Source organism: Candidatus Aciduliprofundum sp. HYA1, from assembly GCF_056175085.1.
Genome location: NZ_CM149694.1, coordinates 696,568 through 712,408, shown reverse-complemented (window position 1 = coordinate 712,408; position 15,841 = coordinate 696,568). Strand labels below are relative to the sequence as shown.

The 15,841-nt window shown below is 38.5% G+C and carries 14 protein-coding genes and 1 tRNA gene; 11 read left to right on the top strand and 4 right to left on the bottom strand.

Going from position 1 to position 15,841, the window contains the following annotated elements:
• Positions 1–5: 5 nt before the first annotated feature.
• From hsdR to AC0S1O_RS03910, 9 genes are all read left to right on the top strand, one after another.
• Positions 6–2,528: an EcoAI/FtnUII family type I restriction enzme subunit R gene (gene hsdR, locus AC0S1O_RS03950; RefSeq protein ID WP_475394456.1), complete on the top strand. Its 2,523-nt coding sequence runs from the start codon at positions 6–8 to the stop codon at positions 2,526–2,528.
• Positions 2,528–3,964, top strand: a complete 1,437-nt coding sequence (locus tag AC0S1O_RS03945; protein ID WP_475394455.1) for a type I restriction-modification system subunit M — start codon at positions 2,528–2,530, stop codon at positions 3,962–3,964. The genes hsdR and AC0S1O_RS03945 overlap by 1 nt, the downstream gene beginning before the upstream one ends.
• Positions 3,961–5,283, top strand: coding sequence for a restriction endonuclease subunit S (locus AC0S1O_RS03940; protein ID WP_475394454.1), 1,323 nt, complete (start codon positions 3,961–3,963; stop codon positions 5,281–5,283). The genes AC0S1O_RS03945 and AC0S1O_RS03940 overlap by 4 nt, the downstream gene beginning before the upstream one ends.
• Positions 5,273–6,955: a hypothetical protein gene (locus tag AC0S1O_RS03935; RefSeq protein WP_475394453.1), complete on the top strand. Its 1,683-nt coding sequence runs from the start codon at positions 5,273–5,275 to the stop codon at positions 6,953–6,955. The genes AC0S1O_RS03940 and AC0S1O_RS03935 overlap by 11 nt, the downstream gene beginning before the upstream one ends.
• Positions 6,956–7,414 (top strand): hypothetical protein, encoded by a 459-nt coding sequence (locus AC0S1O_RS03930; RefSeq protein WP_475394452.1) that lies wholly within the window; start codon positions 6,956–6,958, stop codon positions 7,412–7,414. It begins immediately after the preceding gene.
• A gap of 203 nt (positions 7,415–7,617) precedes the next feature.
• The gene (locus tag AC0S1O_RS03925; protein WP_475394451.1) at positions 7,618–7,851 is read left to right on the top strand and encodes a hypothetical protein; all 234 of its coding nucleotides are present in this window, start codon (positions 7,618–7,620) and stop codon (positions 7,849–7,851) included.
• Between the two features lie 47 nt (positions 7,852–7,898).
• Positions 7,899–9,212, top strand: a complete 1,314-nt coding sequence (locus tag AC0S1O_RS03920) for an ATP-binding protein (protein WP_475394450.1) — start codon at positions 7,899–7,901, stop codon at positions 9,210–9,212.
• A 444-nt stretch (positions 9,213–9,656) separates the two neighbouring features.
• Positions 9,657–9,938, top strand: coding sequence for a hypothetical protein (locus AC0S1O_RS03915; RefSeq protein ID WP_475394449.1), 282 nt, complete (start codon positions 9,657–9,659; stop codon positions 9,936–9,938).
• Positions 9,939–10,304 carry a hypothetical protein gene (locus tag AC0S1O_RS03910; protein ID WP_475394448.1) on the top strand — a complete coding sequence of 122 codons (366 nt, stop codon included), beginning with the start codon at positions 9,939–9,941 and terminating at the stop codon, positions 10,302–10,304.
• A 32-nt stretch (positions 10,305–10,336) separates the two neighbouring features.
• Here the strand turns inward: AC0S1O_RS03910 and AC0S1O_RS03905 are convergent, their stop codons facing one another.
• The 4 genes from AC0S1O_RS03905 to AC0S1O_RS03890 all read right to left on the bottom strand — a co-directional run bounded on the left by AC0S1O_RS03905 (position 10,337) and on the right by AC0S1O_RS03890 (position 14,339).
• Positions 10,337–11,131, bottom strand: coding sequence for a hypothetical protein (locus AC0S1O_RS03905; RefSeq protein ID WP_475394447.1), 795 nt, complete (start codon positions 11,129–11,131; stop codon positions 10,337–10,339).
• A 379-nt stretch (positions 11,132–11,510) separates the two neighbouring features.
• The gene (locus tag AC0S1O_RS03900) at positions 11,511–11,708 is read right to left on the bottom strand and encodes a hypothetical protein (RefSeq protein WP_475394446.1); all 198 of its coding nucleotides are present in this window, start codon (positions 11,706–11,708) and stop codon (positions 11,511–11,513) included.
• Between the two features lie 124 nt (positions 11,709–11,832).
• On the bottom strand, positions 11,833–14,160 hold the full coding sequence (locus tag AC0S1O_RS03895) for a bifunctional DNA primase/polymerase (RefSeq protein WP_475394445.1): 2,328 nt from the start codon (positions 14,158–14,160) through the stop codon (positions 11,833–11,835).
• 5 nt (positions 14,161–14,165) lie between these two features.
• A complete protein-coding gene (locus AC0S1O_RS03890; RefSeq protein WP_475394444.1) occupies positions 14,166–14,339 on the bottom strand; it encodes a hypothetical protein in 174 nt (57 codons plus the stop codon).
• Between the two features lie 63 nt (positions 14,340–14,402).
• On the opposite strand from AC0S1O_RS03890, the gene AC0S1O_RS03885 reads away from it, so the two are divergent.
• Together AC0S1O_RS03885 and AC0S1O_RS03880 are read left to right on the top strand one after the other, a co-directional pair.
• Positions 14,403–15,497 (top strand): hypothetical protein, encoded by a 1,095-nt coding sequence (locus AC0S1O_RS03885; protein WP_475394443.1) that lies wholly within the window; start codon positions 14,403–14,405, stop codon positions 15,495–15,497.
• Between the two features lie 259 nt (positions 15,498–15,756).
• Positions 15,757–15,841: transfer RNA gene (locus AC0S1O_RS03880), tRNA-Leu, on the top strand.

The window sequence follows — 15,841 nt, the reverse complement described above, 5'->3', positions numbered from 1 at the left end:
GCACTATGCTTAATGAAACCGATACCCGTGCAAAATTGATAAATCCAAAATTATACGAAGCAGGATGGGATGAAGGAAAGATAGGGAGAGAATTGAGGATAACTGAGGGGCGAATAATTGACGACTATGGGAATAGAAAAGATGCTCTCAGACCGGATTATATCCTTTTCTTAGAACCTAACTTTCCAATAGCGGTTGTGGAAGCAAAAGATGAGAGTCATCATCACGCTGCAGGAATGCAGCAGGCCAAGAGATATGCCAAGATGTTGCATGTTCCATTTGCTTACTCAACAAACGGTCATAAAATAGAAGAATACGATTTTATCACCAAGAAGCAAACCACATTGTCTGAGTTTCCCTCACCTGAGGAGCTTTGGAGAAGGTACTCTGAGTGGAAATTTGGAAAAGTTGTGCCTCTTAAAAGAGAGGAGAACCCTCTTACCTATCCATTCAAGGTTTCCTTTGGTAAAAAACCCAGATATTATCAGATTGCTGCGGTTAAGAATGTAATAGAGGCCTTCCTTGATGGTAAAAAGAGGATTCTTCTTACAATGGCCACAGGTACTGGCAAAACGGAAGTTGCCTTCTGGGTTGTATGGAAGCTTTACCATACAAAGAAGATACGAAGGGTGCTTTACATAGCAGATAGAACAATGCTCAGAGACCAAGCCTACAACCGCTTTGAGCCATTTGAAAATAAGAGAGACCTCATAATTGAAGGAAAGACACCAATGGTAAGAGATATCTATTTTGCCACATATCAGACTTTATATTCTGAAAAGGATGGGAAGAGATTGTACAGAAACTATCCTCCTGATTTCTTTGATATGATTATAATTGACGAGTGCCACCGCTCTGGGTATGGTCGCTGGAAGGAGATACTTGACTATTTCAGCAGTGCTGTTCACTTTGGTATGACCGCCACGCCTAAGAGGGATGATAACATAGATACCTATGCATATTTTGGCGAGCCTGTATATATCTACAGTCTGGGTCAGGGTATTGAAGATGGTTTCTTGGCACCTTACAAAATTCACAAAATCTATATGAACATTGACAAAAAGGGAGGGATAATACTTGGGGAAGTGGCAAGTGAGGGAGCCATAATCAATGTTCCGGAGAACATCAAGCCAAAGGAATTTTACACGGTGGGGGAGTTTGAGAAGAAGATAATACTTCCAGACAGAACAGAGGCAATGACAAAGAAACTTGCTGAGATACTAAGAACCTATGGACCCATAGATAAAACTATCGTGTTCTGTGTAACCAAGGAACACGCTCTAGATGTGGTAAAAATACTCCAAAACGAACTTGCTCCAGATGTGGCAACCACAGGAATAAATGTGGACGAGTATGTTGTGAGAATTGTTGATGAAGAGCCAAATGTTAAAGAACTCATAGATAAAATGGCAGACCCAGAATCTCCCACACCCGTTATTGCAGTTACGGTGGATTTGCTAAGCACAGGCGTAGATATACCACCCGTTAAAAACATAGTGTTTATGAAGCCTGTGGCCTCAAAGGTACTTTTCAAGCAAATTATGGGCCGTGGAAGCAGAATAAGTGAAGATGCTGATAAATTCTATTTCAGAATCATTGATTTTGTTGATGCTACAAGATTGCTTGACCCCTGGGATATGCCTACAGAGGTTCCACCACCCGAACTGCCTGAAGGACCATATGATTATTACATACGTGGAAAGGTTGTTGATGATGAGGATGGACACCCTGTATCCAATGCGAGGATAACTGTTCAAATTGGAGTTAACTCAATTGTTCCCGGTAGGACGGATGAAAAGGGAGAGTTTGCAATCTCCAATCTCCCAAGGGTGCCAGTTAGGGTTAAAGTTGAAGCAAAGAATTACAAGCCTAGAACGGTGACTGTGGATACCATGCCTTCTGGAGATAGAATTGGGGTCGTTATAGAACTAAAAAAGAAGAGACCGACAGAGGGAAAAATAGTTGTGGAGGGCATTAATGTTCATATTGAGGAGGAGATATATATTGAGATTTCTCCTGGTCAGAAACTCTCTCAGGCCAAATACATTGAGTATGCCAAGGAAAATGTAAAGAAAAAAGTGTTGACCCTTGATGATTTGAGAAGGATATGGGTTAATAGAGAGAGTAGAGAAAGATTTCTTAAAGAGTTGCAGGATAAGAGTATAAATCCTGAGTTAATCGCTCAGCTTATGAATAGGCCCGATGCTGACGCATTTGACATTCTAGCTCATATTGCCTTTGATGCTCCAATTCTGAGCAGAGACGAGAGAGCAGAAGTGCTCCTCACAGAGAAACAGGAGATAATAAATTCATTCAATGAAGTGGCTAAGGGAGTACTTTTAAACTTGATTGAAAAATACAAACTGGGTGGCATTAATGAAATAAGCCCATCCGCCCTGGACACGCCTGATATTCAGAGAATAGGTAAGTTGCAGGAGATAATAAATGCCTTTGGAGGTATTGATAAACTCCAGGAAGCACTTCAGGAGCTTTCGGAGGGTCTGTATGAAATAGGGGGGTTTAGATAATGGATAGGTCCATGCTTCGCTCAAAATTCAAGGCCGCCGCTGATACATTGAGAAATGAGATTGCTTCGGTAAACTACATAATCCAGTTGTCCTGGATGCTCTTTCTCAAACTTTACGATGAACTAGAGGATGAGAGAGAGTTAAAAGCCAAGTTGAGCAACAGTGTATATACAAGAAATATCCCGCCACCATACAGGTGGAAGGACTGGGTTCACAAAGATATGAGAGATGAGGAAGTCCTTGATTTCATAAACAACAAGCTTTTCCCGTTTCTTGCGGAACTTGATGGAAGCGGTGAGAGGGAATTGATATCCACAATATTCAGTGGCAAGGAAATTCAGAATTTTCTGAAAGATGGTTATGTTCTCAAAGAAGTGGCTCTGGATTTGGATTCCTTGGAACTGAAAACCAGGGACGATATATATGTAATCTCAACTCTTTACGAAGAACTTTTGCCTGAGATTGGGGAGATGGGCAAGTACGCTGGAGAGTACTACACCCCACGACCTGTAATTAGGCTGATGGTGAATATAGTTAATCCAGAAATCGGTGAGAGAATTCTGGACCCGTTTATGGGCTCTGCTGGCTTTCTTATTGAGAGTTACAATCACATTCTGAGGAAGAAGAAGGTTATGACCACCAAGGACAAGGAGAATCTTGAAAACATGTTTTACGGCCAGGAGAAAAAGGACATACCATATCTGATTGGCATAATGAATCTCCTTCTTCATGGAGTTCCAACAACGCACATATACAAGATGGATACCTTTGCTGAGGATGTAAGAAAGATTCAGGAGAAGGACCGGTTTAACATAATTCTCACAAATCCGCCATTTGGAGGCAAGTTTGATAAGAGGTACAAGGCAAATTTCCCGATTAAGAGTTCAGATACAGAATTGATGGCTTTGCAGTATGTGATGAGAAAAATCAAGCACGGTGGCCGAGTTGGCATAGTGGTTCCTGAGGGCATGCTATCAAACACAACCGGCCCATTTGTCCGTGTTAGAAAAGAATTGCTGGAGAACTACAATGTTCATACCATTATTTCCCTGCCCAAGGGGGTGTTCACGGCCTCTGGTAAAACATCCGTGAAGACAAATCTTCTGTTTTTTGATAGGACTGGAGAAACTAAAGAAATATGGTACTACGAGATTCAACCTCCAGAGGGTATGAAGAATTTCACCAAGACCCGGCCAATGATGGATGAGGACTGGAAGGATTGCTTTGAGAAATGGAAAAATAGAGAAGTTGGAGAAAACTCCTGGATTGTGCCAATGGAGGATGTGGATGATGAGACTTATGAGCTCACACCCAGAAATCCCAGCAAGTTGAAAAAGAAGGAGTACAGGCCAGCAAGAGAGATTTTAGAAGATGTTGTTAAGGACGAGAGGGAAGTAATGCATCTGCTGGAGGAGTTGAAGGGGTTGCTGAGATGAGTGCCGCTCCAACCCTTGAAGATTTTTTCGATTCCAAGCCCCAAAAGCCGTGGGAAGTTGAGGGGGTTGGGTGGAAAGAGGTGAGATTGGGAAATGTGTGTGTCATAAATCCAAAAAAATCTGAAATTAAAGATTTATTGAAAAAGAACATAGAAGTTTCTTTTGTGCCTATGGAATATGTAGATGATGTAGAGGGAAAAATAATAAAGTTTGACGTTCGTCCCATTCAAGAAGTTTATAAGGGATATACTTACTTTAGAGATGGCGATGTTATATTCGCAAAGATTACACCGTGTATGGAAAATGGAAAGGCTGCAGTTGTTAAAGGACTCAAAAACACAATAGGTTTTGGCTCAACCGAATTTCATGTCATACGTCCAAAGGAAAATATCTTGCCAGAGTATATTTTTTACTTTATTCGTAGGAAAGCCTATAGAAAAGAAGCAGAGATACATTTCACGGGTACTGTTGGGCATAGAAGGGTTCCTAAGGAATTTGTTATAGGCACCAAAGTCCCCCTCCCATTCCGCAACGGCAAGCCGGATTTAGAAACTCAAAAGAAAATCGTTGAATACATTGAGGCAAACTTCTCAAGGATTGACAAAATTCTGGAGAAGAAAAAGAAAGAACTTGAAAGGCTTGACGAACTCTGGGAAAGCGTTCTGGAGCAGGCGTTTAAGCCGAAGGAGGGCGAGGAGTGGAGGGGGGTGAAGTTAAAAGATATTTCAATTATAAACCCCAAGAAATCTGAAGTAAGAAAACTCCTTGATGAAAATGAGGAAGTTTCTTTTGTTCCTATGGAATATGTGGATGATGAGCAGGGAAAAATTGTAAAAATGAAAATAAGACCCTTAAAAGAGGTTTATACGGGGTATACCTACTTCAGAGATGGTGATGTTATATTCGCAAAGATTACACCATGCATGGAAAATGGCAAATCTGCTATAGCCACTGGATTAAAAAATGGAATTGGCTTTGGCTCCACAGAATTTCATGTGATTAGACCCAAAGATAATATTTTTTCAAAATACATTTTCTATTTTGTGCGAAGAAAATCATACAGAGAGGAAGCCGCACAGCACTTTACGGGTACAGTGGGTCATAGAAGAGTTCCAAAGGAATTTATTATGAACTCTAAAATCCCCCTGCCCTTCCACAACAACCAGCCAGACCTTGAAAAGCAAAAAGAAATAGCAAACTACCTTGATGGAGTTTATGAGAAAATCAAAGCACTGAAAGAGAAGATACAGGGGCAGATTTCGCATCTGGAGGAGATGAAAGAGAGCATTCTGGAGGAGGTGTTTGGGCATGAAAAATAAGGTGTATTACTGGGAAATACCTGCCTATAGTGGGGAAGATAGTGAATATGAAGAGCCTTCATTTTATGAAATTGGGGAAGATGACAATGAGGAAATTAAATTGAATGATGTTGTAAAAGACCTGGAAAGTAAATTACTAGGAGAGAAACTGCAATTTGCAGAAGTAAAACCCAGAGTGCCATCTGTGAAGAGATGGATTCAAACACTCATAGAGAAATACCCTGAAAAGATAAATGATTATGCCAAATATCTTTTAGAGACTTTCAGAAGTTCTTTATACTCTCGTTCAAGAGAGAAAGAAAGATTGGTGGTTGGCATCATTCTATCTAAAGATATACTTTTGCTGATTCATTCAAAAAAGGACCCTTCTCTTGCACAACACAAAGATGAGATTTTCACTGGTCGGCTGGTTCTCCATCCGAAGAACATATTGAGAGCTGCAATAGTAAAAAGAGATGGTAAAAATTTAATATTTGGAGCTTACGAGTATAACAGAAGATGGAGCAAAGGACATGCAGAGTTCTGGGGTATTGACCCATCTTATGTAAATTGGGATTCCGTAGGAGAGGTGGCGCTCACTGTGAAAATTTCCGGTTTTGAATATCCTATTCAGCTGTCATTGGATTTGGAGGAAATAACTAAAATGTTTAAAAACAAAGAGATTAGTAGATTTGGAAAGATTGCTATTGCACAGATGCAGGGAGATATTATTTACATAGATATGATGAGAAAAAGATACACGTTTCAGGATTTTTATGACCTATATGTTACTAGAAAAGAGAAGCTTGACAAATACAAGAAGCTATTTAAAGAGAGGATTAGTCCATATTCTTTATTTTCTTTTGATTCTAATTTAAAAGATAGGTACAAATACATTGAGGACTTTGAGAAACTATCTGAGATAACTCCAGAAGGCGAAAAGGTAGTGGAATACAAAAATCACCCTTCCTTCTTGATATGTTCCTTCACAGAGGCTTACCCAGGGGTATATGTTAGGCCTACACTTCTTAAAGCATTTTACGATGCGATATTTAACAATAATATTCTTGATGTATGGCACGCAGGAGAGGAATCCTCTCTAGAATACCATCGCATAGGGGGATTGAAAGTATATAATATTTTAGAGATTCCGTCAGATATTGAAAGTGTAGCTAACAGAATACTTGATATAATGAAAGATTCCACGAGTATCAAAGAAAAGCTAATTCTACAACTCGTATTTTCGCATATTTGGTATGAACATCTAAGAAACACACATTTCAAGGCACTTTTTAGGTACATTATAAATGACATAATAATTCCTGAGCTTAGTTATCAGTTTAGAAACAAAGGAATTGGAACTACTGAAAAATATTTAGAATTTAAATCAGGAGACGAGGTTCTTGGTGGGACATCTAAATTTGTTAAAAAGAAATTAATACCAGATATAAAAAGCTATATTGAAGGTAACACACTTTCAAGACTGGCTATTCTTTATGGGATAGAAGACAATGGAGAGATAGAGGCGCTTAGACATCTCAAAAATGACATAATAACCTTAATTGAGGAGGAGGCAAATAAACTACTGGAGAAAGAGTGTGTGAAAATAAAGACGTACTCCATACCAGTACCAGAAAATCAAAGGTTGCTGCTTATATTGATACTTCCAAAGGAGAAAATGGTTGTGATGTAAATGTTTTGGAGAAAGAGAGGTATTGTTAAAAAATTTAAAGTTTATCCTTCTAAATTGGAAGAAAGTAAGGAGGGTTGGGTATGGATACCTCCCAAGTTGAGACTTAAAACTGATTTTATTCTAATTAAAAATCCACAGAATCGGAGGGTTATAATCGCCGAAAGGAGAGTTATTGATGAAAATTATCTAAATGCACACACAAACCTAAAGAAAAATTGTAAGAATGTAAATGAGTGTATGGCTATGAATGAGTTCTATAGGAACAGATTAGGTATTAAAAAAGGAAGATATTATGAATTAGAAATAAGAGATGTGAAATCACCAATCAAAAAATATATAAGAGCACCATTACACCACCCCAATGCTTTTGTTAGAGTTAGCATAACTGTGGGTATTTTATCTTTCATTGTGGGATGTATTGGGATTGTAATTAGTTTATGCTTTCATTTTGTTCCGTAAATTACCTCCAATACTGAATTTTCGGAACAAAATATATAAATCATTAGCGATATGTGCATTATATATCGGGTTTCTCTAGTATTTTCTTGTTTGGGCCTTCTACACTCCATATAAAGTAAAAACCGAACCGAAACTGACAATTAATTCAAAATAAAGAAACTTCAGAAAAAGGGTTAAATACCCACACCTCCTTAATTTCCATAATGACCCTTGAATCCCTGGAAAAAGAGGTAGAGATATTCTCTGGAGAAGATGTTTTTACAGGCAAACTGATTAGATTACAGTCAGATTGGCTTGTATATGAAGATGAGGAGGGAAAGCATCTGCTTCCGGTCTCCCCTTTCTCTCTAATCATCCATGATGCAAAAGATATAACCAGCAGAATTGAAAAAGAAGATTTTTTTATCAAACTCTCTTTAAACCCCAACACAGTGTGACCTCAATATTTTTATACCTGTCAGGTATTATACCTGTGGGGTATAAAATGAAATTCTACGATAGGAAGAAGGAGATGGAGATACTCCGCAGAGCGAGGCGTGTGGCCATAATTGGGAGAAGGAGAGTTGGGAAAACTAGGTTGGTGGAGGAGACACTGAATCCAATCACCCTGTTCATTCCCGGAGAGAAGAATGAGGCAATAATAGCAAGAGAGTGGGTTGATGAGATAAAGAGAAGAAGATACATTCCTCCATTGAGTACGATGAAGGATGTTGTGGAATTCTTAATGAGAGAGGGAGAGACAATATTCATAGACGAGCTGCAGAATGCGATGAAGGTCAATCCTTCGTTCCTGTATGATTTGCAGAGATTGCTTGATAAGTACAGGGATGCAAGGGTGGTGGTGACTGGCTCACTAATCAGTATGTCAAAGAGGATGATTGAGAGCTACCGTGCTCCTCTCTACGGCAGGTTTGATTACACCATCAAACTCAGAGAACTGGATTTTTCAACAGTGTATGAGATAATGAGAGATTTGGGATATGAAATTGATGATGCCGTAATAATGTGGTCTGTATTCGGTGGGTTACCGAAGTACTACGAAACTTTAGAGCATTTCAAGGTGCCCGTGCTTGATTTCATACGTATGATGTTCTACGAAGAGCCGTATCCAATGCTCAGCGAGGTCATGCTTATGCTCAAAGAAGAATTAGGGAAAGAGTACAAGACCTATTTCAGCATACTCCAAGCCATAGCAGATGGAAATTACACAAGTGGAGAGATAGCCGGATATATGGGCGTTAGAAGCACGGACATAAGCAAGTACATGGCCTCGCTCCTTAATGATTATGAGTTGATTACCCGCCGAAAGAACGCCTTTGGTAAGGGGAAGTACAGATATTACATAGCACAGAACCTCATTGACTTCTGGTTCAGAACTGTGTGGAAGAATTATCCCAAGTTTGAAACCAATGATGTGGAATTCTCCGAGGAAGATGTGAAAAAATATGTTGGCAGGAAATACGAGGCTCTGGTGGAGCAGTTCATACCAGAGCTGTTGCCCTTCAAAGTGAAGAGCATAGGGAAGTACTGGGGGAAGTATTCTGGAAAGGAGAAGGGTAAAGAGAGCTTTGAGGTGGACATACTGGCAGTGGGTGAGAAGGATATGGCAGTGGTTGAAGTGAAGTGGTCAGAGATGAGTGCAAAGGATGTGCAGAAAGAGATGGATAAACTGAGAGAAATGGCTCAAGAAATTAAAGATGATAGGAAGAAGCATCTGGTGCTCGTGGCAAAGAATGTGAGCAAAAAAATGGATAATGTGTATGACCTGAGAGACCTGGAAAGGATTATGGTTGGGTGAAGTATATCACCCTTTTCTTTGTTTTCTTGTCTACCTTTCTCTTCTTCACTGGATAATATTAAGGTAGTACCAGTGTTACTCTTGCCTTCTCATATTTTGTAAGTTCTCTGGTTTCATAGAATTTATGGCTATTGCCTCGCAGTCACTAGAGCAGTACGCATTGTTTTCTTGTGTTAAGGTCTCTCTTAATTTATAAAATTAGTTTGCTAGGAGGACTTTTTATGTTTTCAATTTTCTATACTACTCGTCATATATTTCTAAACAGGCAAGGATATCTTCAATAGTATTATAGTGTAGAGTGCCTTCTTCTTGGGATATTATAAAATTCAATCTATCTTGAATCTTTATCAATAATTCCCCCTAGCCCACTACTGTCAGAATACATGTTCATTCTCCTAATATTCGGAAAAAGGGTTAAATACCCACACATCCTTAATTTCCATAATGACCCTTGAATCCCTGGAAAAAGAGGTAGAGATATTCTCTGGAGAAGATGTTTTTACAGGCAAACTGATTAGCTTACAGCCAGATTCTCTTGTATATGAGGATGAAGAGGGAAAGCATCTACTTCCGGTCTCCCGTTTCTCTCTCATCATCCATGATACAAAAGATACAACCAGCAGAATTGAAAAGGACAAAAAGAAGATTTTCATCAAATACCTGCTCATAAACGGTGCTCTATTCCTAATTGGCCTGTTGTTCATAATATTGCTACGGGTGAGATGAATGGGATTCAGTGATATGTTTAAGGATAAATCCGTGATGATAAAAGTTGTGGATTCCATAGCATCCGAGGCAGATTACAGTTACTGGGTGGAGGGAAAGATTGCCGAGGAGACAGATAATTTTATTGTGATTAGAAACGCTATAATCGGCTATGAAAATTACACAATTGACGAGGCAAAAGAGGTGATAATAAACAAAGGATTTGTTACAAACATCAAAGAATCAAAGGGAAATGAAGTGGATATGGAAATTCTTAGAAGGTATCGCAAAAACCGGCTTGACTGGGTTGTTGGAGCGATATTCTTCCTGTTTGGGATGGGCATGGGTTTGATTGCTACCAGTGTTTATCTTTACTTTTTAGGATAATATCTCCAAATAGGAGACTAATGACATCTCTTTTATTCTTCTGATTTGGCCTCTTGTGAATCATAGGCTTTACTTGCACTCTTCAGGGCCAAATACAGCATGTACTTCTCCATCTGCCTTCTGTTTAACATGCCCATCAACGTTTGCATATCCTCTTTCAAATCACGTAAGGTCTTGAGTGCCTTTGTGTACCTGATTTTCCATAACTCCACTTCAGCGTCCTTTAACTTGTACCGTTCCCGCAGTTCAAGCAACGATTCTGCGTCCTTCTTTGCTTCAAACAGTGCAACAAGGTACTTATCAGCATAGTCAACAAATGCGTGGGGATTTGATGAGTACTCTTTCAGCTTATCATACCACTCGTAGGGTGGAATATCCATCATCTGAATTACAATGAAGAGTACCTGAGTTCCAAGCTCTAAGATTATTTTGAGCAACCAGTTTTCCTTTTCGGCCAGGATACCTATCTTGTCTGCAAAGTTCTTATCATACATATTCATGGTGGCTGTGATTTTTGTTATTGGTCTAGTGGATTTGGGTTTCTCCTGGCTCTCCTTTTCCTGCCTTATTTTGGGAGAGTAGAAGGCCACTCCGTACATCTTCTTCATCAGGTTAGTCAGTCTAGTAACCATCTCTGAAATCTCATCTTCACTCTCAAACTCCAGCTTCTCATTCCTTTTATCACTGCCATCCAGGGAGATTAGATAGAAATATGCAGTATTTCCCTTGTATTTCACACTTTCTCTGAATATATATCCCTCTCTCACCAGCCGCTCAAGCCGTTCGTATCCTGTTTCATGGGCATTGGTATCTTCCATTTTTATCACCAATAATTTATATGCACTAATGCTTTATAAATTTTTTGCAAAGAGACATAGTGTAGAACTGGATTTCTGTAATAATTTGTATTTATTTATATTACATCTTATATCATCTGATTAGGGGTTGAACTTTTTACATGAAATTCCACAGAATTTCCACTAATAGGGAAACCAATACAGTATTCATTTTTCCAAAATTTACAGTTGTTTCCAATGTAGAAGGTATGTAGGTATGAGGTATAGAGTATAGAATAATACATTAGAAAATGGGAAAATTACTTAAAAATCCCCGGTATTGAAATATACCAAATCCCATAAAGTTGCGTGAGTTTTTTACGCACAATCCTGCTATAATATGGAAATTGTAAAAAGATTTATCAAATTGTCAAGAGGAAGCTTTGTGTCTCCTATAGTAAGGTATGGCTATTCTCTGATGTATTAATGTCTTGGCCATTAAATTGCTCACTGTTATTATCTGTCCCTCTTCTAAAGGACCTATATCCCTCTCGGTATCTGCTATTTTCTTTCCCTTCATATTCTTTGGTACTTTTATTATAAGCACCATTCTCTTCTCATCCTTCATCTTTATCCACCCATTCCACCTAACCCGCGCAACCCGCGCGACCTATACACACGCCTGAGATTTTTTTGTTTATAAATAGATAGATACATCAATTTAGTACCCCCGTGCATATAGGTCACGCGGGTTAGGTGGGTCGCGCGGGTATATCTAGTAACTCCCTGACAGATGGATAATGTACTCCCTCTATTTTCAGCTGGTTAGGTACATCAATGATATTATTAACATCTCTGTATCTCTTCCAGTTCTCTATCCAGCGGCGGGTACTTTTTATTTTTACTACCGTAGGAGTTTTACGCTTGCCATTAATTTTTATATCCATCCTCTTAGCAACAAACCCTAACTCCACAAGTATCCTCTTCACAACTATGGCAGGAAGCCCGGTATGGTCCCTTATCATCCCCGTAGTAACAACCTTAAATTTACCATTAGAGCCCTCATCTCTCAACTCAGGCTCCTCCATATAGTCAACATATTCTGGCAACTCCTCCGAGGTAACGTAGCCAAGTGCCATATCCACAACAGCATTGAAAACAATACCCTCATTAGAATTCGCCCTCTCCTCTGCTATCTCTTTCTGTCTTTTTATAAGCCAGCCTATGAACTTGTTATCCATTTCATCTCCAAACAGAGGGAGTATCACCGATAGTGGTGAGGCCAACTGTTTCAATCTCGGTTCAATCGGTAGTTTTTTCACCGCCTCTATTTTTTCTCCATCCACCCTGCCCCAGTTCTTTAGAGTAAATCGGGCCAATATGTCTCTTATGACCAGCACCTCTTTTTCATACATCTTAGGAAGCACAGGTGGAATATCAGGATTAAGTGTCTCTTGAGGAGATATGGAAAGAATTCTACCCTCTGTAGCACTATCTCTGAAAGGTTCTCTCATGCTGAATATCTTGGGAGAGAACGAATCGTATATTTCTATATCATTTGGATTATTTGGGTTACTTAGAATGGTGGGAGAATCCTTTTCAAATCCACTGTTTATATATTTTATAATCCTGTCCTCCTGGTTACCCTTTAAATCAGCCTCATCCATTACTAAAGTACCCTTATATCTTTCTTGAACTCTCATAATCGCACTCCTGGTGGCATTGCCATCAATTATCAATGGATAAAAGCACAAGTTTCCAGTAACACGCAACATTCTGCTTTTACCCTTACCAGAATCTCCCAAAAACCTCAGGTACGCCACCGTATTGGATTTCCTATAGAACCATGTAAATATTATGTAAAACGCCACCAACTCCATATCACTTTCCTCCAAGTCTACATATTTGGATATATGTGCTAGTAAAATATCCAATAGTTCTTTTGCATTAACATCAGGAGCTTTTACTATTTCAAACGATGGATACCTCACCGGAAGTCTAGTACCATTCTTTCCTTTCTTAATTTCAAGGGGTTTGTAGATTTTTCCGTTTATCTCCACATAATCCGTAAGCTCTATAGTGTCACCCTCTGAATCATAATATGCAAATTTGTATGTATCCTCTCCATCCCATACCGCAAGATATATTCTATCACCCGTTTCTACATAGGCCATCCTGTACTCCTCATCCTTAGATGTATTGACATCTCCTATGAGCCTCACTAGATACCTGTCCAACTTTTTTAAATCCCTATTTTTTAATATATCTTTCAATCCCTTATATCCTCCAGAACCTTTATAACCAACAAGTTTCTCTGGCGGCAGCGTGTAGGCCCTATCCAGATTGGCGAGCCTCACCGATTTCTCAGTATCACCACTCTCTTCTATTATTCTCATAAGTATTTCTCTTGCCCTCTCTTTAGGTACTCCTTTCTTTCTCATATAACCCAAAAGTGCAAATTCTACCTCATCCCTCTGGCCCTCCTTCCAGTACTGCACAATAATATTCACTATTTTCCCAATTGCATCGCTTATTCCTTCATTTTCTTCTGCAAGCTCTTCAACCACCGCGACAACTTCCTTCCACTTTTCTGCATCCACTTTGAGAGGAGGATTGTCTCTCACAACACTGTATTCATTCCTACTCCCTGGATGTACAGATGGGGGTAGAACTGCATAGCTGCCCTCTCCCAGTATATCAATGCCCTTAAAATGTCTTGGAGTGACTGGCTCTGAGGTTCTAAGGTAAACATGATAGCCCCTTCCAGTTTTGACAATAAATGTGCTCTCTGTCAAATCTAAAAACCGTTCCTTGAACTTTTTATAGACCGCTACATCATCAAAATCCAAAACCACCAGATTACTACTTACTCTGCCGCATATTACTCCTATGTTTCCATTCTGGGGTATCTTTTCCATAGGATACCTCTTTTCCCTGTATTTACCCCATTTTACAGCAGGTTCCTTGCTTCCGTCCCTTAGTGGAATGACGTTAAATCCCCACTTACTGTACTTTCGGAGATAAGTATTTATACCACTGTCTCCATTATTAAATGCCCATATATCCTTCTCTTCTTCCATTTTTTTCACACCTCCAGCCCTTTTGCCTCCTCTTCTGGAATATATCCCCGTCTGGCCAGCTCTTTCTTCACTGCCATTCTTATGAAATCTGCCATGCCTATACCAAGTGCACTAGAGGCTTGTTTTAGTCTCTGAATATCGCTTTTGCTAATTCTTACACAGATTACTTTTTCCAACATATTACTCACCTCAATATACCTATAGCAATTATTTAATATGTACACAACTATGTCACAAAATGTATGAACCACCAGGAAAAATCTTATAAAGAGAAAAATTACGAAGAGTTTCTAGAAAAGGCAGATGAGCTTTCTAAAATAATAATCCAAACATTAGCATTTTATCCAAAAGGTGTCAGAAGCATCAATAGACTCATAAAGAATATAAAAAAGTTGTATGGAGATATTCCAATAGTACAGAAAGATAGAAAGATTTTTTATAGAAGGATAAAATTTCTTAAAAGTAAAAATATAAAAGTTGTAGAGATTGATGAAAAAACCAATAGGAAATATAAACCAATTAAATTAAATCCAGACATGCTGGAATACACGGTGTATGGTATAATGAGGAGATGGATAAAATTATATCCTTCTCTATTTAAAGAGTATATAAATAAGTACCCCCCTCCCTTAAAAAATTACCCTGAGGAAGTTAACATGTTAAAGTTGATTCTTTTATCTGAATTGGAATACATTAAAAATAACATATTGGGTGATATATATCCTCATGGAGTTAAAGAGTTCCTTATATCTAATCTTCTTATTAGTAAGGATATGTCCATAATCTTACCAGATATTTTTAAAAAAGAGTTAATAAATGACATAATCTCAACAATGTATGAACTGGAACGTATTGCAGCAGATAAATTGTTTGAATATTATAAATATTGTGAAGGGATTTGTGATAATTTTTTCAAGAATACTTCATATCCAAATTATATCAAAAAAAAGAGAAATGATATATACTCCATATTTTTGAAGCTCTTATCTGCTGAATTGAATCGTATGATTAAAAATGGCAAAGAAAAAAATGAAACTGATGATAACCATCCTGAAGAAAATAGAAAGCATACCCTAACTCAAGAAGACATAAAGATACTTGAAGAAGCATTTAAAACTAAATTCAAAAAGAAAGACACCCTTATACCACTTGGTGAATGTACTAAAACCCTTTCAGAACTTATAATAGATAGTATAGATACATATATAGAAGAAAACTATAAAAATTTTAATAAAATATATGGAAGATTAAATAATATAAAAAGTAATTATGAAGTTTTCAATAAGATATCTCCTGAATTCCCTGAGTATATCTACGTTCCTTCAATACCCATTTAAGAAATAAATTTAAATAATCACAATTAATTACCTAAATAATGTCTGCGGGAAGACCCAAGAAGAAAAACGGGAGAGTAGTTAACTACTATCTGAGCGATGAAGTTCTGGACATGATTGAAAAATACAGGGGCAATCTCTCACGCTCTCAATTCGTGGAGGAGGCTGTGAAACACTATGTTTCTGAAATAACAAAAATAGAAGATTCTCCACCCAAGAAGGAGCAAAAAAATTATAATTCGCAAGGGCATAATCCCGGGAAGCGGGGGTTACCGAGCCAGGTCAAAGGTGCGGGATTTAGGGTCCCGTCCCGCAGGGGTTCGAGGGTTCGAATCCCTCCCCCCGCA